This is a genomic window from Acinetobacter guillouiae CIP 63.46 (assembly GCF_000368145.1).
GTDB classification, from domain to species: domain Bacteria; phylum Pseudomonadota; class Gammaproteobacteria; order Pseudomonadales; family Moraxellaceae; genus Acinetobacter; species Acinetobacter guillouiae.
Genome location: NZ_KB849282.1, coordinates 93,766 through 117,285 on the forward strand (window position 1 = coordinate 93,766; position 23,520 = coordinate 117,285).

Annotated in this window: 17 protein-coding genes and 4 tRNA genes; 12 read left to right on the forward strand and 9 right to left on the reverse strand. The window is 39.5% G+C overall.

Going from position 1 to position 23,520, the window contains the following annotated elements; translation table 11 throughout:
* Positions 1-129: 129 nt before the first annotated feature.
* Positions 130-1,038 (forward strand): DNA-binding transcriptional regulator HcaR, encoded by a 909-nt coding sequence (gene hcaR, locus F981_RS02660; protein ID WP_004718151.1) that lies wholly within the window; start codon positions 130-132, stop codon positions 1,036-1,038.
* 124 nt (positions 1,039-1,162) lie between these two features.
* Positions 1,163-1,834 carry a DUF1345 domain-containing protein gene (locus tag F981_RS02665; RefSeq protein WP_004718152.1) on the forward strand — a complete coding sequence of 224 codons (672 nt, stop codon included), beginning with the start codon at positions 1,163-1,165 and terminating at the stop codon, positions 1,832-1,834.
* A 138-nt stretch (positions 1,835-1,972) separates the two neighbouring features.
* On the opposite strand, the gene F981_RS02670 is transcribed toward F981_RS02665, so the two are convergent.
* The 4 genes from F981_RS02670 to F981_RS02685 all read right to left on the reverse strand — a co-directional run bounded on the left by F981_RS02670 (position 1,973) and on the right by F981_RS02685 (position 5,177).
* Positions 1,973-2,578: a glutathione S-transferase family protein gene (locus tag F981_RS02670; RefSeq protein ID WP_004718153.1), complete on the reverse strand. Its 606-nt coding sequence runs from the start codon at positions 2,576-2,578 to the stop codon at positions 1,973-1,975.
* A 68-nt stretch (positions 2,579-2,646) separates the two neighbouring features.
* The gene (locus tag F981_RS02675; RefSeq protein ID WP_004718154.1) at positions 2,647-3,336 is read right to left on the reverse strand and encodes a helix-turn-helix transcriptional regulator; all 690 of its coding nucleotides are present in this window, start codon (positions 3,334-3,336) and stop codon (positions 2,647-2,649) included.
* A gap of 80 nt (positions 3,337-3,416) precedes the next feature.
* On the reverse strand, positions 3,417-4,085 hold the full coding sequence (locus F981_RS02680; RefSeq protein ID WP_004718155.1) for an HAD-IA family hydrolase: 669 nt from the start codon (positions 4,083-4,085) through the stop codon (positions 3,417-3,419).
* Between the two features lie 153 nt (positions 4,086-4,238).
* Positions 4,239-5,177 carry an RluA family pseudouridine synthase gene (locus tag F981_RS02685; protein WP_004718156.1) on the reverse strand — a complete coding sequence of 313 codons (939 nt, stop codon included), beginning with the start codon at positions 5,175-5,177 and terminating at the stop codon, positions 4,239-4,241.
* A 768-nt stretch (positions 5,178-5,945) separates the two neighbouring features.
* Here F981_RS02685 and F981_RS02690 point away from each other — a divergent pair.
* The 6 genes from F981_RS02690 (at position 5,946) to F981_RS02715 (ending at position 12,260) form a co-directional block, all read left to right on the forward strand.
* Positions 5,946-9,368 (forward strand): Rne/Rng family ribonuclease, encoded by a 3,423-nt coding sequence (locus F981_RS02690; RefSeq protein WP_004718158.1) that lies wholly within the window; start codon positions 5,946-5,948, stop codon positions 9,366-9,368.
* A gap of 207 nt (positions 9,369-9,575) precedes the next feature.
* Entirely contained in the window at positions 9,576-11,417 is a 1,842-nt protein-coding gene (locus tag F981_RS02695; protein WP_004718161.1) for a long-chain-acyl-CoA synthetase, read from the forward strand.
* A gap of 195 nt (positions 11,418-11,612) precedes the next feature.
* Positions 11,613-11,688, forward strand: a tRNA-Lys gene (locus tag F981_RS02700).
* Positions 11,689-11,780: 92 nt separating this feature from the next.
* A tRNA-Lys gene (locus F981_RS02705) sits at positions 11,781-11,856 on the forward strand.
* Positions 11,857-11,949: 93 nt separating this feature from the next.
* Positions 11,950-12,025, forward strand: a tRNA-Lys gene (locus F981_RS02710).
* Positions 12,026-12,184: 159 nt separating this feature from the next.
* A tRNA-Lys gene (locus F981_RS02715) sits at positions 12,185-12,260 on the forward strand.
* Between the two features lie 405 nt (positions 12,261-12,665).
* On the opposite strand, the gene F981_RS23170 is transcribed toward F981_RS02715, so the two are convergent.
* Positions 12,666-15,641 (reverse strand): cytosine permease, encoded by a 2,976-nt coding sequence (locus F981_RS23170; RefSeq protein ID WP_004718163.1) that lies wholly within the window; start codon positions 15,639-15,641, stop codon positions 12,666-12,668.
* A gap of 605 nt (positions 15,642-16,246) precedes the next feature.
* Between F981_RS23170 and F981_RS02725 the strand changes: the two genes are divergently transcribed.
* On the forward strand, positions 16,247-17,017 hold the full coding sequence (locus F981_RS02725; protein WP_004718165.1) for a TorF family putative porin: 771 nt from the start codon (positions 16,247-16,249) through the stop codon (positions 17,015-17,017).
* A 220-nt stretch (positions 17,018-17,237) separates the two neighbouring features.
* Here F981_RS02725 and F981_RS02730 read toward each other — a convergent pair whose 3' ends face one another.
* Positions 17,238-17,909 carry a hypothetical protein gene (locus tag F981_RS02730; protein WP_004718167.1) on the reverse strand — a complete coding sequence of 224 codons (672 nt, stop codon included), beginning with the start codon at positions 17,907-17,909 and terminating at the stop codon, positions 17,238-17,240.
* A 329-nt stretch (positions 17,910-18,238) separates the two neighbouring features.
* Here F981_RS02730 and F981_RS02735 point away from each other — a divergent pair, with 329 nt between their 5' ends.
* On the forward strand, positions 18,239-18,499 hold the full coding sequence (locus tag F981_RS02735; protein WP_004718168.1) for a PspC domain-containing protein: 261 nt from the start codon (positions 18,239-18,241) through the stop codon (positions 18,497-18,499).
* Positions 18,500-18,640: 141 nt separating this feature from the next.
* On the opposite strand, the gene F981_RS02740 is transcribed toward F981_RS02735, so the two are convergent.
* The 3 genes from F981_RS02740 to F981_RS02755 all read right to left on the reverse strand — a co-directional run bounded on the left by F981_RS02740 (position 18,641) and on the right by F981_RS02755 (position 22,204).
* Positions 18,641-19,741 carry an HPP family protein gene (locus tag F981_RS02740; protein WP_004718170.1) on the reverse strand — a complete coding sequence of 367 codons (1,101 nt, stop codon included), beginning with the start codon at positions 19,739-19,741 and terminating at the stop codon, positions 18,641-18,643.
* 122 nt (positions 19,742-19,863) lie between these two features.
* On the reverse strand, positions 19,864-20,280 hold the full coding sequence (locus F981_RS02745) for a lysozyme inhibitor LprI family protein (protein ID WP_004718172.1): 417 nt from the start codon (positions 20,278-20,280) through the stop codon (positions 19,864-19,866).
* A gap of 439 nt (positions 20,281-20,719) precedes the next feature.
* The gene (locus tag F981_RS02755; RefSeq protein ID WP_004718176.1) at positions 20,720-22,204 is read right to left on the reverse strand and encodes an FAD-binding oxidoreductase; all 1,485 of its coding nucleotides are present in this window, start codon (positions 22,202-22,204) and stop codon (positions 20,720-20,722) included.
* Positions 22,205-22,357: 153 nt separating this feature from the next.
* On the opposite strand from F981_RS02755, the gene F981_RS02760 reads away from it, so the two are divergent.
* Together F981_RS02760 and F981_RS23175 are read left to right on the forward strand one after the other, a co-directional pair.
* Positions 22,358-22,876, forward strand: coding sequence for a 3'-5' exonuclease family protein (locus F981_RS02760; RefSeq protein ID WP_004718178.1), 519 nt, complete (start codon positions 22,358-22,360; stop codon positions 22,874-22,876).
* A gap of 240 nt (positions 22,877-23,116) precedes the next feature.
* Complete coding sequence (locus F981_RS23175) at positions 23,117-23,509, forward strand: hypothetical protein (protein ID WP_004718180.1); 393 nt, start codon at positions 23,117-23,119, stop codon at positions 23,507-23,509.
* The last annotated feature ends 11 nt before the right edge of the window (positions 23,510-23,520 follow it).

Consider the following 23,520-nt stretch of genomic DNA (forward strand, 5'->3'; position numbering starts at 1 on the left):
AACAATGATTTTGAAAAGTTCATTTATTTTCTAAATACTATAATCGTCTTCACCTGACAGTTGATTATAGATTATACTCTTTGAAAATCTTAGTAAGACATTTTTTGGATTATTCTTTGGACGCGTTATATGGAATTACGACATCTGAGATACTTCATTACTGTGGCTGAAGAACTCAACTTTAGCAAAGCAGCATTGAGACTTTATACAGCACAACCCTCACTCAGCCAGCAGATCAAAGATCTTGAAGAAGATGTCGGTGTTCGGCTGTTAAATCGGACCAAGCGTAAAGTTGAACTTACTGAAGAAGGTGCTGTTTTTCTGGAGCAAGCACGCTTAACTTTAGCACAAGCCGATAAGGCTGTTGCTATGGCAAGACAGGTCTCCAAAGCCAGACAGCTATTGTTAAGGATTGGGTTTGTACCCGTGGCTGAAATAAAGATTTTCCCTTATATCTTACCGAATTTAAGGGTACAAAATCCTGAGCTAAAAATTGAGTTATTAAGCTTAAATAACCTTGAACAAATGCGCGCATTGAAAAAGGGTGAGCTAGATATCAGCTTTAGCAGGCACAATTTTCATAATGATGAAATCGAAAGTAAATTTGTGCTCCGTGAGCCGTTAATTTTTGTTTTACCCAAAGATCACGCTTTAGCCAAGTATGAACGTATCCCTGTTAAAGCGCTCAATGGGATCGATTTTATAATTCCTGCTGAAGAACAATCCACGACTTTGCACAACACCATTTTAGAGTTTGCCAAACACAATCATATTGAATTGAATATCGTCCAAAAAGCTGACAATATTTCATTGAATATTAACTCAGTTGGAGCGGGCTTAGGCTGTACAATTTTGCCAAGTTATATTGCGCCATTAATCAACAATAACACTGTCATTCGACCTTTAGAGATTGAGCTTCCCTATCTAGACTTGTATGTAAGTTATCGAAAAAGTGCTGGCTCTGTTGCAATACAAAAATTCATTGAACTATTAACCAAGGTATTTTATCTGGATATCAATCGTTTAGAGCAAGAATAAGACCGCTACGACAAGACATAGAGCGTAAGCTTATTTTTTAATATGACGACTTAAACCAATCGAACTTAATGCTCATTTTATTTGCTTAAATATCCATCAATTTTTAATTCAGGCGGTGTTCATCATGGTAGGACGTGCATTTCACCAACTTCGATCAGGTATTCTGTCTCGTCCATATTTCTTTATTAGTTTTCTCCTTACAGCAGTTGTGTATATGGGGATGTCTTTGAGTACAAATTGGCAGTGGTCAACCAATTTATTATTCAGCTGGAATATTGCCACTCTGGTCTACTTAATCCTGACCATAAAAATGCTTTGGGCAACCAATCAAGCGCATATTTTAAAGCGTGCTCAGCAGCAGGATGCCAGCAAATGGATCATTTTGCTGTTGGTTGTGCTCTCACTCATCATGTGTTTTATTGCCATTATTATTGAATTGGCACATTTGCCCGATGTGACTGGAGTTAAAGCAGGACATATCGCCTTAGCAATTTTTACCATCATTTTTGCATGGTTATTTATGCATACTATTTTTGCTATTCACTATGCACATGACTTTTATTTGGCAGTGGAAAATCATCAGGATGGTGGATTGGACTTTCCAAAAACACCTAAACCAACCTACCCTGAGTTTTTATATTTTAGTTATGTCATTGGTACTTCTGCACAAACAGCAGATGTATCGATTACATCTCGTTCGATGCGCGTTTTAAATATTCTCCATATCCTTTTGGCGTATGGATTTAACACGACGATTTTGGCGATCTGTATTAATGTTGCCGCAGGTTTTATTTAACTGAAGTAAAAATAGAGGGATTAACACCAAAAGCCAATCTCCAAAGTTTTTTATCATTTTTCTGCGCTTGAATGTGACTAAAAAACCTCAATGCAAACCCAGCATGAGATCATGCCAAGTTTGCACCGTCTTGATGATTTAGTCGCTAAAAAGTGCTTGATTATTTCTTAAGTTTTTTCTGCTTTTGATTGAATTAAGATATTTTTCAATTGTAGGATGGCTTTCAATCTCTGCCATCTTCAATTGCCAAAATAGCATGGAACCAACAAACACATCGGCTACCGTAAATTGCTCACCACATAGATAAGGTTGAGCCTGCTCCAAGCCCTGAATTAAAGCGGTATAGGTGTCCTGAAAGTTTCCATAGCCAATATGCATTTTTTGCTCGTCGGTAATCTCAACTTTTAATGCGCGATCCGTCGTGGCTGCATCCCACGGTCCAGCAGCAAAGAATAACCAACGGAAATACAAGCCACGTTTTGGATCATCCAGTGCTGGTGCAAGTCCTTGATCAAAAAACTTATCTGCCAAATAGGCGCAAATTGCAGGCATTTCGTAAATCACCACATCGCCATCGACTAAGGTGGGTACTTTGCCAAATGGGTTAATCTTTAGATAAGATTCCGACTTCATTTCAGTGTGATAAGCCAACTCAATTTTTTCAAATTCAGCACCCAGTTCAATCAGTAGCCATTCAATAACAAGACCTCTAGACTGCGCGTTGCTATATAGTTTTAAGCCCATTTTTCCATTCCTTTATAGTGGTGTATTGAATATAAAGGGCGGCTGTGTCAGTTTTTGTCAGGAGCTTTTTAGCATGGATTTTTTTGCAGCTCTTTTTGCCACCATGCCTGAAAAAGATGGCGCTTAAACTCTGGGTAAATGATTTCGGTCACAGTTAATTTTTGAATCCGATCTAAACGAAAATTTCGAAAATCCTCACGTAATTCACACCATGCAGCCAACAACATTTTGTCATTGAAATACCCTAAGACAAAAGGCCAAAGCATACGGCTAGAGATATTTTGTTTTTCATCTAAATAATGCACTTCTATCTTGACCTGATAACGAATTGCTAGACGTACTTGTTCGACAACTTTTTCATCAACCACAAGCCAATGGTTGATAGACCGAAGCATGGTTTCATCAATCAGTTCTTGTTTATTCTTGGGCAATACCGCATTGAGTTTGGCCAAAACTGAATGTGCAGCATTTTTTAATGCTGGATCTGGCACTGACCTTAACCAATGCAATGCCAAGAACACTGCTTCGACTTCCGTTTCATCCAAACTCATCGGAGGCAGTAAAAAGTTTTCTTTTAGCTGAAATCCTAAGCCCGCACTGCCCTCAATATTGACACCTTGGTCACGTAAACTTTCAATATCCCGATAAACACTTCGGACACTAATTTCCAAATGTTCTGCTAAGCATTGCGCGGTAATGGGATAACGCTGTTCACGTAAAAGTTGTAATAAAGTGAGTAATCGAATAGAACGGCTCATGGTCAATTTTCTTATTATATCTCTTTGGTTTTATCTAAGTTTACGCTGAGGGCAATCTGCAAACAGCGTAAAAACAGCATCTAAGCAACTTCACTGGCCTTAAGCTGTTGAGTTAAAAACTGATGTAAATGATCGACGTTATCCGCGATCGTCAGCGGATTAAAACGCTGTAATACATCAATCGCATGTACCCCATAACTCACCCCAACACGTGGCATGGCAATGTTCTGTGCCATTTCTAAGTCATAAGATGTATCACCCACCATAATGGCTTGCTCCGCCGAAATTCCAGTGTAATCTAAAATTTCAGCCAACATCAATGGATCTGGTTTGGATTTGGTTTCGCTCGCTGCACGGGTGATCTCAAATAAATCCTGACTCTGGGTCTGAGCCAAAACACGATCTAAACCACGACGGCTCTTCCCTGTTGCAACTGCCAATTTGATATTTTGATTTTTTAAATCATGCAACATTTCAGAGACACCAGCGAACCACAAATCATCTTTGGAATGCTCAACATAATGATCGCCATAGCATTTCAAAATTTCAGTGTGTAACTCGGGAACTTTTGGAAATAACACTTGAGCAACTTCAGGTAAACCCAAACCAATAATACTTTTCGCAGCATCAGCTGTTAACGGTTGGTCAAAGGCTTCTGCAGCAACCAATAAACTCGCCACAATTTGCCCAACTGAATCAAATAAAGTGCCATCCCAATCAAAAATGATAAGTTCTACAGGTTTTTGCATGAATTATTTCCAATATTTGCTCAGTTTACGCATGACTAATGTTTAGATCTTATGCCCTTTACATGACAAGCTAACGCATTTTTAAACACAAAGGGAACTTTTCATAAAACAAGTTCCCTTTGTGTAAAAGATAAAGTGAGCAGCGAGATCGAATCAATCTTTCTTTTGTGCTCTTAACTGCGCAACCAAGCTTTGCATATCTTCAGGTAAAGGCGCTTCAATCACAGGATAACCAGGAATTTCAAGGCGCATTGCATGTAGGCTCAATCGACGAGCTTTTGGTCCACGATACTCTGTTTCATGACCATACTTATCGTCACCCACTAAAGGATGACCAATACTTAAACCATGCACACGAATTTGATGGGTACGGCCTGACAGTGGAGAAGCATAGACCAGTGTCGCATGCATAAAGCGCTCGGCAACTTTCCATTGTGTCTTAGATTCTTTACCTTCTTCTGAGACACGTACACGACGTTCACCATTGGACAGTTCATAGCGCAATAAAGGTTGATTAATCAACTGTTGATCTAAACTCACTTGACCTTTAACAATCGCAGCATAGGTTTTTTTAATTTTATGCTCACGCAACATATCTTGTAGCGCCTTCAATGTGCTGCGTTTTTTACTCACCATCACCAGACCCGAAGTATCGCGGTCAATACGATGAATCAACTCCAAATATTTTTTACCTGTTGCCGCGCGTAAGCCTTCAATTAAGCCATATGCCACACCGCTTCCACCATGTACGGCAATTCCAGACGGCTTGTTGACCACCAATAAACCTTCATCCTCATACACCACACGGCTGAGTAAGCTTTGTGCAACCTTATCGGATACAGGTGCATCAGTTTCGTCTTTTTGCTCAAAGCGAATAGGTGCAACACGGATTTGATCGCCAATCGCTAGCTTAGTTTCTGCTTTTATACGCTTTTTATTGACGCGCACTTGACCTTCACGAATTAAACGATAAATACGGCTTTTCGGCACACCTTTCAGGCGAGTAAATAAGAAATTATCGATGCGCTGGCCTTCTTGATGCTCGTCTACTTCAAACCAAGTTACATTTTGCCATTGTTGCGTAGAATTCATACAGTTAGGTGATCCAATAAAAAACTAAAATTTGATTAAAAACTGATCATTTAGACTATGCTTTTCATACAAAATAAGCATATAGCCCATAGGCAGATGATTCAAGGTTTGCTATAGTCAGCGCACGGATACCACCGTAAGTGAAATTTAGTGCCACCCTTTTTTAAAAATGAAAGCGTGACACAAACGATAAAATTCACGACAGATGCGGAAAGGTCCCAAAAGAATATGCCGACGCCGAAGGCTTTATTATATCGGCAAAAAGACAAACTGTTGCGTTTAATTGTACTTAAAGTACAGAAATCAGTTTGTTTAAAAATATATGTCGCCAACCCAGACGTTGGTTTTTAAACATAAACTGATACACATCAGGCAAGTCGCTGTAGAGTGTTATTCAGGACATAAGTGTTTGAGGCATTGGAACTGCACAATTTGTAAAGGTACGATGATAATTCCGTATCAAGACGCTCTCACAAAAGTTGAGATGCTCTTCGAGCAATGTGATAGTGAAAGACGAATCAAATCAGTCATCCAATGCACCACTTAAGTGCCAGTGAAGAGCTCAAAACTTTAATCGTGCAAAGATTAAAGAAGTATTGCAGCATCAATACAGGCATCAAACCCAACCTTGCTCAAAACAAGTGGGTAAATTACTCAGATCATATTGGATGTATCCGTGATTTGAGCATTGATCCAATATTTTAGATGTTCGCTTCACTTAAAAAGATAGCGAGTTGTTGGTGTGAATCACTATTAGGTGTTACACCCATGAAACGTATGTTGATTAATGCAACACATGCCGAAGAAGTTCGCGTTGCACTCATCACTGGTCACCGTCTTTACGATTTCGATTTAGAAAACCGTACACGTGAACAAAAGAAAGCCAATATCTATAAAGGCCATGTCACTCGCGTAGAGCCTTCTTTAGAAGCTGTATTTGTAGAGTATGGTGCGGGTCGTCAAGGTTTCTTGTCGATGCGCGAAATTGCCAATACTTACTACAAGGCAGACCCTCGCCAAACATCAAATATTCGTGAACTCATCACTGAAGGCACTGAACTTTTGGTTCAAGTTGAAAAAGAAGAGCGTGGCAACAAAGGCGCTGCACTTTCAACTTATATTTCCCTTGCTGGTCGCTATTTAGTCTTGATGCCGAACAACCCAAAAGGTGGTGGTATTAGTCGTCAAATTTCGGGTTCAGTTCGTGAAGAACTTAAAGAAATGTTGGCGTCATTAAATACCCCACGTGGTATGAGCGTAATCGTTCGTACAGCAGGGATTGGCCGTTCACAAGAAGAGCTGCAACTTGATCTTCAACATTTGTTAGACCTATGGGCACAAATCCAAGGTACAGCAAACTCTGGTCCATCACCAATGCTTGTTCATCAAGAAGCTGGTGTGGTGACACGTGCTATCCGTGACTATTTACGTGATGATGTTGCAGAAATTTTAATTGATTCAGAGCAAGCCTATAACGAAGCCTATAACTTTGTTAAAGCGGTAATGCCAAATCAATTAGATAAGCTAAAAACCTATACGTTAAATGAGCCGTTATTCGCGCATTTTGGTATTGAAAGTCAAATTCAAACAGCTTACGAACGTGAAGTTAAACTTCCTTCAGGCGGTTCAATTGTAATCGACCAAACTGAAGCACTGGTTTCAATCGACATCAACTCGGCGAAATCAACACGCGGACATGATGTAGAAGAAACTGCGCTCAGCACCAACTTAGAAGCAGCTGAAGAAATTGCTCGCCAATTACGTTTACGTGATATTGGTGGTTTGGTGGTGATCGACTTTATCGATATGACCAAAGAACGCAACCAACGTATGGTTGAAGCTAAACTTCGTGAAGCGACGCAAAGTGACCGTGCCCGCATCCAGTTCGGTCAATTATCACGTTTTGGTTTAATGGAAATGAGCCGTCAACGCTTACGCCCATCTCTTGAAGAAGCTACAGGTTATGTATGCCCTCGCTGTCATGGCACAGGTATGGTACGTGATCTACGTTCTCTTTCTCTTTCAATTATGCGTAAAGTTGAAGAGATTGCATTACGTGAACGTCAAGGTGAAGTTCAAGTTGAAGTGCCTGTTGAAATTGCAGCATTCTTATTGAATGAAAAGCGCCACAGTTTGGTTTACTTAGAACAAACGTCAAATGTGCGTGTTACTGTACTGCCACATCCACATTTAGAAACGCCACATTACGAAATCTCATATAACCCAGAAGGTTTTGCGCCAACTAGCTATGAACGTACTGAAGCTACCCGTTCAAGCGAAAAAGAATTGGGCTATGAGTCATCTGAGTGGCATTTAGAAGAAGAGCAAACGCAACACAATGCTGCACCAGCTCAAGCACAAAACAATAAGCAAAACAGAAAGCAACAACCTGCTCAAGCTCAAAAAGCTCAGCAAGCGGTTCAAGCACAAGTTGCTCAACCAGCTTCAAGCCCATGTGCTTGGTTAGAAAATCTGTTTGTACAAAAACAAGCAGCAACTGTTGACCAATCACGTACTGCAAACAATGCAGCTGCAGCCATTGAACAAATGATTAACGGTGGTGCTGTAAGCCGTGGTCAATTTGGCCAAGTGAATAGCAATAGCGCGCCAGCTGCAATTGAAGCTCAAGTTGTTGCTGAAACCAATGCTTATCTTTCACATGCACCTGTTCAAAAACAAGAACCGCGTGAATATGAAAAACAGGGCGAGAAAGAAGAACGAGCTCCGCGTAACAACAACAATAAAAATAAAAATCGCAACAAGCACAAAGAGTCACGTGAACAAAACACTGATCAACATCAAGTGATTGAAGAAGTGGTTCAGGTGCCTCGTCAAGAGCAACGCCAAGAACAGCGTCAGGAACAACGTGATCAACGTCGTCAGCAAAAGCAGCCACGTCAACAGCATGATCAAAATGCTGAAACGAATCATGCTGAACAAGCTGTTCCACGTCGTGATCGTAACCATCAGCAACGTCCAAACCGCCCAAATCGTCATCGCGATAGCAGCGTGTTTAATGATGAGCAACAACAAGCGCCAAACAACAATGCACCTGTAGAGCATAATCAACCTCAAGAGAAACAACCTAAGGTTGAACTCATTGACACCCCGAAGCATGCAGCACTTGAAACAGCTTTAGTGGTTAATCTTGATCAAGCTCAAAGTGAAATTGTGGCATTAAACCCGCAACAAGTTGCTGCGCCAGCAAGCAACAAGCCGAAGCGTCATGATCGCAATGAAAAAGCTGAAACTGTTGCTAAAGCCCCTCGCACTGTAGATGCTCAACCAGCTACTGCACCGGCTGTAGAAAGTCAGGCTGTAACGACTGAAGCAAAAGCACCTGCAGCAGCAGAGGTTCAAGCAGAACAGCCTGTGCAACGTGCCAGCAATGACCCGCGCCAAAAACGCCGTCAACAACGTGACGCTGCTCAAGCAAAAACGGCAACGCCTAAAATCGCACCATCTCAAGTACCGACATTAAATCAGTACACAGTGGGAACGTTGATTCGTCATGTCTATGGTGATGACTGTGCGGTACTGATTGAACAGTTTGGGTTAATTCCAACATTCAATCGTGCTTTGGTTAAGTTTACTGAAGAATATTCAGCGACCTTAACTGTGGTAGAAAAGACCGATGTACAAAGCAAGCAGCCTGTAACACGTGATGTTGCTATCTCTAAAGCAGCACCAGAAGCACAACCTGCTGATGTTTTAGACTTAACACCACCGAAGCCTGAGAATGATCGCCGTGTAGCGAATGATCCTCGTGAACGTCGTCGTTTAGCAAAACAAGCGGCTGTACAAGCAAAGCAAGAGCATCAAGCTGAACTTGAGCAACAACCAGAAGAAGTGAAAACTGAGACTCCAGCAAGTCCAGTTGAAGCAGCACCTGTGGTTACTCAAGCAGAAGAAGTGCAAGCTGAAACGCCTGTAGAAACGACAGTTAAAACAGCACCTGCGGAAGTTCAAGTGGTTAAAGCAGCCCCGGCTAAGTCAGCTGAGAAAGCAGTTGTTGCAACTGAAAAGGCGAAAAAGCCACAACAATCGCTTGCTTTAGATACGACTGCTGAAGCTGCTGTAGATGAAGATGCACAAAAGGCAGACAATGTGGCAACAGATGAAAAACCTGCCCGCCCTCGTCGCCCTCGTGGCCGCCCGCCAAAAAAAGCGACACCGCCAGCGGATGAGTAATGTGTAAAAATTTGCTTAAAATGTAGCGATTAAAGAGAACCTAGTCATTTCGATGGCTAGGTTTTTTTGCTATTTTGAAGAGATTATCAGGACATTTGTCAGATTAGGTTGATTGCACTAGTCTTATACGATTAAAAAGACAAATGTAATGTGAGTCAATGACACTCTAAAAATTGTATTGGATTACGAAAAATAAATAGGATTGATATGAGTCAAACAACACAGGCCGATCTCATCGGATTTACTGATGTCGCAGAGCGCTTACCACAGCTCATCAATAAGCTTCCCAATATCCTGACTGGACTTAAACAAGCTTATATCAGAACACCCAATACGCCTGCTGGGCTAGGTCTTGCTTTTGAACGTGCTGTAAAACGCAATCCTTATGGTGATGCGTTACTATTTGAAGATCAACGCTATAGTTATAAAGAACTGAATAACTGGGCCAATCAAATTGCACACTTTTATCTTTCTATTGGCATAAAAAAAGGCGATGCGATCACCGTGATGATCGAAAATCGTCCTGAGCTGATTGCGACCGTGATTGCACTGGCAAAAATTGGCGTAACAACAGCTTTAGTCAATACCTCGCAGACAGGTAAAGTCCTGACGCATAGTATCAATTTGGTCAATCCTGTTGCGGTAATCGTCGGTGAAGAATGCCGTGCTGCGGTAGATGAGATTCGTCAAGACTTAAACATTGCTCAAGACCGCATCCATTGGTTTGCAGATCAAAATACAACGCAAGACCCGGGTACAGCACCTCAAGGCTTTATCAATCTTGCTGAAAAAATTCAACAATTTCCAAAATTCAATCCTTCGACCACACAAAGTGTCAAAGGGAAAGATGGCTTGTTTTATATCTATACCTCTGGCACAACGGGTTTACCTAAAGCTGTGGTCTTTACCAACAGTCGTTGGACCTTGGCATATGGAACATATGGCCATGTCTTAAACTTAGGTGAAGATGATGTGATGTACTGCACTTTACCGCTTTACCATGCAACAGGTATGGTGGTGTGCTGGTGTGGCGCAATTGCAGGCGGTTCAGCCTTGGCAATCCGTCGTAAATTCTCTACCTCTGCATTCTGGTCTGATGTCAAAAAGTTTAATGCGTCAGCCATTGGTTATGTCGGTGAACTCTGCCGCTACCTTATGGATGCACCTGCTTCAGAACTTGATCACACGCACCGTGTCACCAAAATGATCGGTAATGGTATGCGTCCAAATATTTGGGGCAAGTTTAAAGAACGCTTTGGTATCGAAGAAATTTTAGAACTTTATGCCTCTAGTGAAGGAAATGTAGGCTTCAGTAATGTTTTTAATTTTAACAATACTGTTGGCTTCTCCCCTACACCTTATGCCATCGTCCAGTTCGATAAAGAAAAAAATGAAGCAATCCGTGACAGTCATGGTTCATGTCAAAAGGTCAAAAAAGGTGAAGTGGGCTTATTGATTGGTAAAATCACCAAGCGTTCCCCTTTTGATGGCTATACAGACCCGGAAAAGAACAAGTCAGTGATCATGAAAGATGTCTTTAAAAAGGGCGATTCTTACTTTATTACTGGTGACTTGGTTCGTGATATTGGTTTCCGACATGCTCAATTTGTCGATCGTCTTGGCGATACTTTCCGCTGGAAAGGTGAAAATGTTTCAACCACCGAAGTTGAAAATATTTGTAGTGAATACCCTAAAATCACAGAAGCTGTGGTTTACGGCGTTGAAATTCCAAATACTAATGGCCGAGCAGGTATGGCTGCCATTACTTTACATGATGGGGAAGAACTGACTGAACAAGATCTAAGCCAACTTGCAGCCGAGTTTAAAAAGAACTTGCCAGCCTATGCTGTTCCGGTATTTTTACGTATCCAACAAATTGTAGAAACGACGGGTACATTTAAATATCAGAAAAATAAATTAAAGGAACAAGCCTTTAATCCTGAAAAAACCTCTGATCGTTTATTGGTTTTACTGCCAAGTGCCAATGCCTATTGTGATGTCACTGCGGAAGTTTTTGCCAATATTGAAGCCTATAAATACCGCTTCTAAAGCTAAAAGCCCTGATTTCAGGGCTTTTTTACTCCATTTTGTGTTATTTATAACCGAACGTTGCAAACTTTCTTAATTTTTACTTGCGCTCTATCAATATCTTGCTAAAATACGCTCCATCAAAACAAAGTGGTGTTTAAAAACTTTTTAGTTTTCTTGCACTACACATTCAAGCCTAGCTTGGATGAAGGTTCAGGGTCGTTAGCTCAGCTGGTAGAGCAGCGGACTTTTAATCCGTTGGTCCCGCGTTCGAATCGCGGACGACCCACCACTTAATTGTTTTGACCTGTAAATGGATAACGATAGAAAATTCTCAATTTTCACAAATATCGTGTAAAGCATCGCTTTATACATCCTTGCTCAGGGTCGTTAGCTCAGCTGGTAGAGCAGCGGACTTTTAATCCGTTGGTCCCGCGTTCGAATCGCGGACGACCCACCATCTTCATGTTTCAACCTGTAAATAGATACCGATAGAAAATTCTCGATTTTCACTGATATCGGGTAAAGCAACGCGCTTTACACATCTCGCTCAGGGTCGTTAGCTCAGCTGGTAGAGCAGCGGACTTTTAATCCGTTGGTCCCGCGTTCGAATCGCGGACGACCCACCATTCTTTCTTAGGGCTTCTTTCTGTACAGTTAAAGTACTACAATAGAAACGAAACCTGCAAACGTTCCGACCTAGACCAAACATCTTTTTAGATGCTTCGCCATTCTCGAAATTTTGCTTCATCTTTTGTTCTGGTTTAATCATGTTTTAAACAAGTTCAGGGTTGTTAGCTCAGTTGGTAGAGCAGTAGACTCTTAATCTATTGGTCGTGGGTTCGAACCCCACACAACCCACCAGATTTTTAAGTCATTTACCACCCCTTTAAATAAGTTCAGTTGAATTATTTTTCTGATAGCTGCACGCCCTAATCAAACGGATTGTTTTATCATTCAATGATGACGAAGCATCAATACTCAAATATCGACTGAGATCTTAGTCAACGGTTTTAGCTCAAAACAACCAAGCCAACAATCACAATCAGATGACACGACCGAACTGAATAGCTAAAAAGCTTTTATTCTTCTTGTCGAACGAGTAAATGCCAAATCATCGCTAGCAAAATAATATTCTCCTGCTTGACGAGTCATCGTATTCCCCCTCCCAAACAATATAAAACCGTACCCAATAACCAAGATTGCGCACGGTTTAATTATGCGTATGACCACTCAATTAAAACAATCAGCGGGAATTTACCCAGTGGGTTATTGCTGTTGAAGGATAAAATCTGCGGCACGTTCGCCAATCATAATACATGGTGCATTGGTATTGCCTGACACAAGATCAGGCATAATGGATGCATCAGCGATACGCAGATTATTAAAACCAACGACCTTAAGCTTTGGATCGACCACACTCATTGCATCAATCCCCATCTTACATGTTCCCACGGGATGAAATACGGTTGCAGCATATTCACGAACATAGGCTTGATAATCTGCATCGGTTTTAACATCAGGTCCGGGTAAGATTTCTCGACCATTGAACGCCTTAAATACATCTTGCTTTAAAATACGCTGTGCCAGTTTAATTCCTTCAATCAGCACTTGCATATCTTGTTCTTTTTCAAGGAAGTTATAATCAATCTCAATCTGCTTTTGGGCATTCACACGTATTTCACCAATACTCTTGGGTCTTAAAACACAGGTGTGGATTGCATAGCCATGCCCCCATTCAAACAGACGACCACGATGACTCCGATACCCCGGAACAAAGTGAAATTGCACATCTGGTAAATCTGTTGCCAGTGGTGTTTTTGCAAAGCCTCCTGCTTCTACATAGTTGGTGGTCAACCAGCCTTTTCTTTTGAGTGCATACTGGAATGGTGCGGGCAGTATAGATGCCAAAGCCCCAACGGAAAAACCCAGTGTTTTTGAACTATTTGTTCTAACCGTCACTAAACCATCAATATGCTCTTGCAAGTTTTTACCTACCCCAGGTAAATCAACCTTACATTCAATACCGGCCTGTTCCAGCTCAGATTTCGGACCAATACCAGATTTCATCAATAATAACGGCGAAACAAAAGCACCAGCAGAGAGGATTAACTCTTTATTGATTCTGATATCAAAATTTTGTCCTTGTCGTTGCACATGAATCGAGTGTACTTGCCCCTCACTATGATGAATACGTTCAACCTCGCATTCAGTCACCACTGTAAGGTTTGAACGTGTCAATATCGGCTGAACAAATGCTTTAAAGCTGGATAGACGCTGACCATCACGTTGAGTCACATCATATATCCCCACTCCTTCGCTTGATGCAGCATTAAAATCTTGATTCTCTTTTAGATTAAGTAAAGCAGCAGCTTGGATAAAAAGTTTAGATAATGGGTTCGGATCTTTCGGATGATCAACAAACAACTCACCCTCAACACCATGAAAAGCCAAGTCTTGCTGAATGACATTTTTTTCAGAACGTTTAAAGAAGGGTAAAACCTCTTTCCAGCCCCATCCAGCACAGCCTTTCGCTTCCCAATTGTCATAATCAGAGGCATTTCCGCGAATATAAATCATACTGTTCATTGAACTTGAACCGCCGACCATTTTGCCACGTGGAGCATGAATTTGACGATTATTCAAACGTTTCTGTGGCGTAGAAAAGAAATTCCAGCTGTATTTTTTACTCTTATATAACGTGATCGTTCCTGCTGGAATCTGAATGCGTGGCGAATTATCAGCAGCGCCTGCTTCAATCAAGCAGACACGAGTATTTGGGTTTTCACTTAGTCGATTGGCAATCACACTCCCCGCCGAACCCGCGCCAACGATGACATAATCATAGCTATGTTGCTGTAATAGTTGATTGTCTATTTCAGGTAATGCGCGTTTATATAACATCGCCACAACATAATACAGTGGGCTAACCACCAACAAACCAACCGCCCATGAAATATCCACTTCACCCAATAATTTAGCAAGCGGACCAACATACAGCGGTGTAGATAAAAATGGAATCTGAATCAAAATCCCAATCACATAACAGATTAATGCAGGCCAATTGAAGTAACCATAAATCCCACCATCAGGTTTAAAGAAGGATGGCACATCATATTCAGTATGATGGATAAAGTAATAATCGATGAGGTTGATGGCTGTCCATGGAATCAGTACACACATGAGCAAGAGAATAAAATTGACATAACTCTCGACAAAGCTTTCCGAACTTGAAACAGATAAGAACATCGCCACACTAAATAAGCTTAATGCCACTATGGTTCTGGCAAGCACTCGCGGTGACCACCGGTGAAAAATCGTTTGTAGAATAGTGATGCTCGATAAAGTACCACAGTACAAATTCATTGAGTTTGTGGCAGCAATCCCGAGAGAAAAGACGATAATCAAAGCGGTACTGAATAGACCGGAGCCGGTTAAGTGAATTAAGCCTTGAATAAAGTCACCACTATAGGCACGAGCAACGGTTAAGCCCAAGATCATTGAAATCAGTGAGCCGAGTGAACAGCCCCAATAGCTTGCCCAAAATGCAGTTTTTGCCCCAGTCGCTTTAGGCAAATAGCGGGAATAATCTGATACATACGGGGCATAAGCCAACTGCCATAATGCGGCAATGGATAAGGTTCCCATAAAGCCAATGCTTGAAAACGTTCCCAGCTGAAAGAAATCTTGGGGGAAGTATTGCGAACTAAATACACAAATAAAAGCAGCAAGCAGCATTAAACCTGAAAGTACCGCAAGGATTTGGGTGTATTTATGAATGAGTTTATAACCAAAAATAACTGCAATCAGACTCCCAATCGCAATAATCGTAATGCCTTGTACCTTGGAAATCGGCTGATAAATTGTATGTAGTGCTTCACCACCAACCACCAGATTGGATGCATAAAAACCCAAGTACATAATCACCACGACGCCAACAACAAGCAAAGCCCCATAGAAACCAAATTGCCCGCGTGTCTGAATCATTTGCGGCACTGCAAGTTGTGGGCCTTGCGCAGAATGCAGTGCGACAAAAATCGCACCAACAAGATTGCCTAAAACCAATGCCATTAAGGCGGAAAAGAAACTCAGATTAAAAACTGTAACTGCCAATGAGCCCGTAAACATAGTCAATAACATAATGTTTGAGCCAAACCAGATCGTAAATAGATCGCGTGCGTTACCGTGACGTTGATTTTCAGGAATTGCCTGAATCGTACTACTTTCCATAGTTGTGATAGACATAGGAATCCATTCCATAAATAAAAAGTTATAACCAATCTTAGGATCAGCTTAAATTTTTATATTCAGTATCAAGCCTTTAGTTTTTTTAAAGTAAGACTAAAAAGGGCTGAATAGCGTAGTTACTCCATCGCAAAGAGATCAAAATCATTTGCGAAATCATCTTAAAATTTCAAATTAAGACCATTTAATATGTTGAAAATATTGAGGCCAGAATAATCACGAACAAATTAAAGAAAAATTATCTCAGGCCTGTATTTGTTCGATATTCAATATCGACCTATACACCAGCTTGAGTACCACTTGAATTGAATAAAAACAATGGGTGAAAAGCAGATCATTGATCTAGGGTTAAAAAGTAATTTATCGTTCAAAAGAATTTTTTATTAAAAAATAATTACATAAATAATCATTAAAAAAATTTAACTCAATTGGATAAAAGTCATCGTTATACCCAAGCGATTCAGATTTTTTGAGGCATGTGTTCTGAATATTCTATTATCTCTTTATAACATCACTACTTAAGATAACAAAAACAAAAATGCGTCGTCGATCGACATAAAAAAGGATTTTGGAATAATCCAAATTTTTACGAAAAGGAAATCAATATGATTAAACCAGTAATTTTATCGGTAATGCTGACAACAATGGCGACTCATTCTGCTGTGGCCACAGAAACGGGACATTCATCAGGTCTTAGCTTAAGTGGTTCTGCTGCACTGACAACGGACTACCGTTTCCGTGGTCTATCCCAATCTCGTAATGATCCTGCGGTACAAGGGACCTTTGTACTGTCACATGATTCTGGTTTATACGGCGGAATCTTTGCGGCCAATACTGACTTCGGTGGTTCAACATCACCACATTTTGAGTTTACCTCATATATTGGCTATAACACGGCATTAAATTGGTCTGAAAAAGTTAAGCCAACACTAGATTTAAGCTATAACCGATTTAGCTATCCAGGTTGGTCGGATTGGGCATGGCATGAGTTTTCTGCACGTTTAACCTTTAATGATATCTTTTTGGGTAAAGATAGCCTCCTCACCAATATTAATTATAGTGATGACTATATTGGATTTGCAGGTGATGCATGGAACTTCACCCTAGGCTATTCAGTACCATTGGCTGAAACAGGTTTTGGTCTGACGTCAAGTATTGGTTATTCCATCATCCAAGATAAAGGTGCATTGATTGATGTTGATGCAGACAATTACATCGATTGGAAGCTTGGGGTGAATTATCAATTTAAAACACTTGAAGGTTTAACTGCGGAGTTATCTGCGGTTGGTACCAATTTGAATACCGATCAGCTCTCTAAAAGTGAAAAACGTACAGTCGCAAACGGTGCAATTTTTAGTTTAACCAAAGCGTTTTAACATTACATTTTTAGAGGATACACAATGTTCAATTACTCTCTGATTTTCGAAAATTTGTTCAATTTAAAAATGCTTTTCTGAGATGATCATTCATTTCAAAACTTTAAATTTTAAATGCGCCATTCTGGTGGGTGACACCCTAAAGCCCCACCAGATTGTTTAATTATCAATTTTTCTAGCTACCAATTTTTTAACTACTATTTTTTTAACTACTAATTTTTTAATTATCAAATTTCTTTAACACATAGGCTTTTGTTGGTGCGGTATGGTGTTGACTAAAATAAAGTCGATTTTCTTCAGTGCCATTGACTATTTTATCAATATCCATCACCAAGTCATTTTGTGCATCCACGTTGTAATAGAACTGAATACCTTCAATTCGATTAATCACGATTTCATGATTTACTTCATCATAGGCCCAAGTATTTTTTTGATAGCCACGGTTCGGCTTAATATCACTATTTTCATAGGTCATTTTTCCCATATACACAAAGGTACGATGTGCAGTTCCGTCTGGGAGTAAATTAATAATAAACTCCGCACTGCCTTTTTCACACTTGGCAAACGGATCTTCACAACTCATTTGTACATGATAACGTCCTACAAATGCCTCAGCTTTTATGGAAACCACGTCACTTTGCTGGCCTTGCCCTTTCATTTCTACCATTGCAGGCAAGGTGGCTTGACCGGCGAGATCGGTCAGTTTTTTCCCTTCACTTGCATTGGCACGTGGTGGCGTTTGTTGCAAAGCAAGTTCGCTGGATGAATTTTGTGTGTCAGATGCACCTTGTTGTTTATCATTTGATTTTGAGGAATCGCAAGCACTCAGTACTGTACAAATACTGATGCCTAAAATTCTAAAAAAAATTACTTTATGAAAAGTTAAATACATAAATCCAAATAACCCAATTGCACCGTGCCAGACACATCAAAAATCAATGTGTATATCTATATCTTATTGCGTTGTGCCGTTTCTCGAAATCTTAACGCTGTATTTTTTACAAAAGTATAAAAAACATATTTATCACCACCGCCACCTAGATCGGATTGGACACTTTTTACATTATTTTGAATGATTTAACTGGCGTTGTTACACAGTCTTAACAATTTTAATTGGTGATTCACTTGAAGAATCAAACAGAAACGCCACTATTTACTTATATGAATTCATTTTTAATTTTTTAATCATGAATGATGATGAATAACTTTAAGGAGATTTAAATGGCCAATTCTGGTTTATATCGTTCAAGCCGACACAATATGATCGCCGGTGTAATGGGCGGTATTGCTGAACGTTTTGGTTGGAATGTCACATTACTACGAATTATTTTCGTGATTGTTTCATGTTTGAGCGCAGCTTTTCCAGGTATTTTAGTGTATTTGGTGCTTTGGTTAATTATGCCAAAACAAAAATTGCAGCTAAATGAACCGCAAAGCTATGAACGCCCTGTACGAACCATTTATGAAGAGAAAACCCATTAATTGACTTCGATTTAAAAATATGACCCTTTTCAGCTACAACAGTTCCCCCAAACTGCTGTAGCTTTTTTTATGCCGCATCATTTTTATACAGTTTCATTTTTAAACGGTTTTATTTTTAAACGGTTCTATTTTGAAACAGTATCATTGTGAATTATTGAGTTGTTGCTGTAATGCTGCAATCATATCTGCGCGACTAATGATCCCGACCATTTTTTGATGATCAACCACAGGGATATAATTAAAAGAGCGTTCAACGAAATAAGGCACCAAGTCTTGAATCGGTTGTGTCGGCTGTACAGTCACCACTTGTCGATTCATAATTTGTTTGACCAAATGTTCCCAAGGGGCACGCGCATCGGCAGCGCGTTTAAACCACTCTACAATTTCATACAATGCCAATGTGCCAACCAATTCCCGATCAGCATTGAGCACAGGCAAACTCATCAAATTCACATGTTTAAACTTATCTAAAGCTTGGTGAATATCATCTTGCTCATCCAAACTCAGCACATCTTTGCTCATAATATCTTGGCAAAGGTATTGATATACTGCCCTTGCATTGGCCTTTTCTTGTGCTTCTAAAATGATTTTTTGTAAATCATATTCACTAATATCTAAAAGCTGTGTCTGTTGCTCTAACACATCTTGAATATCTTGCGGTTGAATGGTGACTTTCTGTGTCGGGGTTGGATCCTTAGAACGTGTATTAAGCTGTGCAACTTGTGGAAATTGCTTTCCCAACATACGATTAAAAATGATTGCAATCACCAGCAGCAAGACTGAATTGAGTAATACTGGGTAAAAGATAAATTGATAACCCAACTGGTGAATAGATGCACCACCCAATACGGCAGTAATCGCCACCGCACCACTTGGCGGATGCAATGAATCTGTACTCATCATCAAGAATATCGACAATGCAACAGCAACACTAAATGCCTCGGTTGGATTGGAAATAAAGATGGCACAAGTCACGCCGACTAAACCTGCGATGGTATTTCCCACCACCATATTCCAAGGTTGTGCTAAAGGACTTGCGGGTACAGCAAAGAGCAATACCGAGGACGCGCCCATCGGTGCGATATACCATGCATTAAATCCACCGAGTACATACCAACTGATCAATGATGACACTGCTAATCCAAGCAGTGCACCAACACCACAGACTAAGCGATCTTTTAGCGGTAAAACTTTAAAATTGGGTTTTAAGGTATTTAACCATTCAAGTTGCGTATGAAACACGACAGTCCTGCGCTTTAACACGGTTTAAAGTGTGAATTATACGATGTTGTGGTTATAAGATATATTTATTATCTATCTTAAATGGATAAATTTTTCGCTGATATTTCTCATCTACTGATTTTTCACTGGGCATATTCAGTCAATTGATCAAGTCTTTTTCCATATTCTTGCATTGGACAAAACGCATACATAGGTGAACCAATATAACTTCCAGCATTTTGGCACTCCTGATCCACATAAGCTTTCCATAAGCGTTGTGATTTCATGATGTCGTTATAACGTTCTGGCTGATGGTTTATCTGACTCTGTTTTTTGATCTGATCGAGAACTTTGACAATTTCTTTTTCATAATATGCTCTGCTCTGGTTACTACATGATTCAACCACGGCATTGTTGATGTTGCCTAAAGCCAGTTTTTCGATGGTTTGTTCAACACATTGGTTATATACATCGGGTGAAGCAGTAGTCTTTTCCGCATAAGCCGATATTGAACAAATAGTTGTAGATAAAACCATCATGATTGTGCATGCTCTTATCATATTTATTCCTTTGTTGTTTTGATCATGGCTCAATATAGCAATAAATCGATTTTAAAGGCTTTGTTTTTAGCACCCAGTCTGAGCTTAATCCTATTGGTCGCGTTTTTTCTTTTTATGAATCATCAATATGATATACAGTCTTTACTCACAATATTTGGTATCAGCCTAATCGTTTATCTGATTTATTGCATTATTGTCATTCCAATTGCTTATGTCATTTCACTTTGGCTTGCACATCAATATTGGCTTAATTTTTTCAGTATTTTCGCCGGCTCACTGTTGATGTGGCTAATTGTCAGCATCATTGGCTATCTGGTTTTTACTGGGTCATTCCCCACACCGCTATGGAAACTATTGAGCGATTGGTTTTTTTATGCAATTTCTGTATTTGCAGGGTGCTGTTATTGGGTTTTGTTAAAAGTATTCTCCAGACCATCATTCACGACTCACGATAATATAGATAAAACTGATTACTAAAAATCTCCTCTGGATCATATTTTTTCTTCAAACTAAAAAAGGCGTCCGTTTGCGGATAGGCTAAACGCATCTTGTCGCGACTCACATGTAAACGATAAGGCAAATAAAATGTGCCTTGGTTTTTAAGTGTAATATCAACCAATTGCTGAGTCAGTTGTTGCATATCCTGCTCTTGTTGTGCGGTCTTCTTTTGATTAAACAGAAACACCAAGCCAAAAACATCCTCTCGGGCATAATTCATAAATGCATCATGATCATGTTCAACTTCACGAATCGTGATATTGAGTAGATCCACTTTTTTCGTTTTTAAAACAGGCTTGAGATCTTGAATAAACTGAGCCAAGTACTGCTTTGGAATAAAATATTCATGCAATAGATCGGTTGAATGGATATCTTTATTTTCAATCAAGGCGGCATCCTCACTGAGAATTTCATTGCGACTAAACGTCGCATAAGGTGATACTGAATTCAGGCTACTTTCTAGATCCCAACGTAGCCGTTTACCATATTCACTATCGACAGAACCACGAAACACAATCCGCTTAGTCTCAGCGTTTTTACTTTGTTGTTGTGACAAGGCTAAGGGTTTTTTATCGATTTTTTCAAAATAGTTTAAGGTTGCCTGCTGTAAAAAATGCTTATCTGAAATACGTAAACGACCATAAGCAAATTGTACATCTGGATTATTGCTGACAATCTTTTGGTACGCGTTTACATAGTCTTCAGGTAATACTGAAATTGATTGAAATGTTAAAGCAACATTATCTACAACTTTTAATTTTACATCGAGAATAATGCCAAATAATCCATAGCCACCAATCACCAATTTAAACAGTTCAGGATGTTCTGTACGGCTACATTTTACAATCTCTCCCTGTGCATTCATCAAGGTAAATGACTCAACACTGGATGAGATCGGGGGTGAATTCTTTTGCCAACCATGCCCATTGACACTGATCGAACCGCCAATCGAGAAATTACTAAAAGATTGCATCACTGCAATTGATTTACCATAGCGGTCTAAATACTGAAGGGCCTCTTCCCATGTTGCACCCGAGCCAATCGTGAGAATATTGCTCTTCTCATCAAAGCTCATATGGTTATAGGGCAGCATATTCAGTGCAATACCATCAGGGTAAATAGTATGCCCACCCATACTGTGCTTAGCCCCCGCAATCGAGACTTTTAGATGATGTTCAGCTGCATATTTAAGTAAAGTTTTAAGTTGTTGTTGAATCGCTTCGGGTGTACTTTCTACATCGACAATTTTATGCACTTTTGTCAAATTAAGATGACTGGCATCATCCCGATAACCTGTAGGAATATGCTCAATTCCCTGTTGCTCATTGATTTTTGTTTTAAAAAGATGAATTGCAGGAATAGAAATAACTGCCAATAGAATAAGGAGAAGGCTTAGCCAAAGTTTGTTTTTCTGTATTTTTTGCATAAGGGATGATTTAAAAATGTTTTAAATTTATTCAATAATTTATAAGCTATAAATATTAAAAAAGCAAAATACCGATAAAGTTTGTCAGCGATCAGAATCATCATTTATAATGACTTCCACCATAAAAACAATATCTTAAAATAAGGAGAATATATGGCTTATATTATGGTGGACATCGAAGCAGATGGTCCAATTCCCGGTGATTACTCAATGATTGCGCTAGGTGCAGTGTTGGTCGAAGATCATTTACATCAACAATTCTACGGTTTACTTAAACCAATTTCCGAGAATTATATCCCTCAAGCTCTCGCAGTTTCAGGCTTTAGTCGTGAAGATACCCTAAGCTTTAACAATCCTGAGCATGTTATGAAAGACTTTGCCAAGTGGGTGAGCAAAGTCAGTAATGATCGCCCTATTTTTATTAGCGATAATAATGGTTTTGACTGGATGTTTGTCTGTTGTTACTTTCATCATTTTACTGGCAGTAATCCCTTTGGATTTAGTTCACAAAATTTAGGCAGTTTTTATAAAGGACTGGTCAAAGATAGCTTTCAAAGTTTTAAGCATTTACGTAAAACAGCACATACCCATAACCCTGTTGACGATGCCAAAGGCAATGCTGAGGCTTTATTGGCAATGAAAAAGGATTATGGATTGAAGATTAAGTTTTGATTGATCTTTTCTAATTTTGCTACAGCCCAATAATGATCTTGTGCATTTTATCATCCTCTAAATTCGCCCCTATGATTTCTAAATAATTCATTTACTTAACATTGAATGAATCGTTGTGACATCGTCATGATGAACTTCCGACATTCAACTTTTGAAGTGCCCTCTACCTTTACAAAGTTCATGAATATAAATTTTTTATGTTAATATCAAACATATAATTTAACTTATTTAATTTTACCAATGAACAAAATAATCCATTTCATCATTTTAACTTCTTCTTTTTTCCTTGCTGCATGCAGTACATCAAATGAACCTGTAATTTTAGAAACAAAGCAAATTGCAATGACGGGCGAACCATCAAGCACACTTGAACTTACGCTGATTAAAAAAGATAAAATCTGCATCTTAAAAGCAAAAACCACTTCTAAAAATATACCAACAATAGAAAAAGATTGGGCTTTTTTTAGGGATGATCTCATTTTAATATCTGAAAATTCAAGCTCGGAACCCGTAATCAATAGTGATGCTCCAGATGCAAAAATTGAAGAGTACATTGAGGAAATGAAAATAAGAAAAGAGGCCAAAGAAATAAAAAGCTTTATCTCAAAAGAAAATCTGAAAAAATGTACATAAGTTGATCTGCG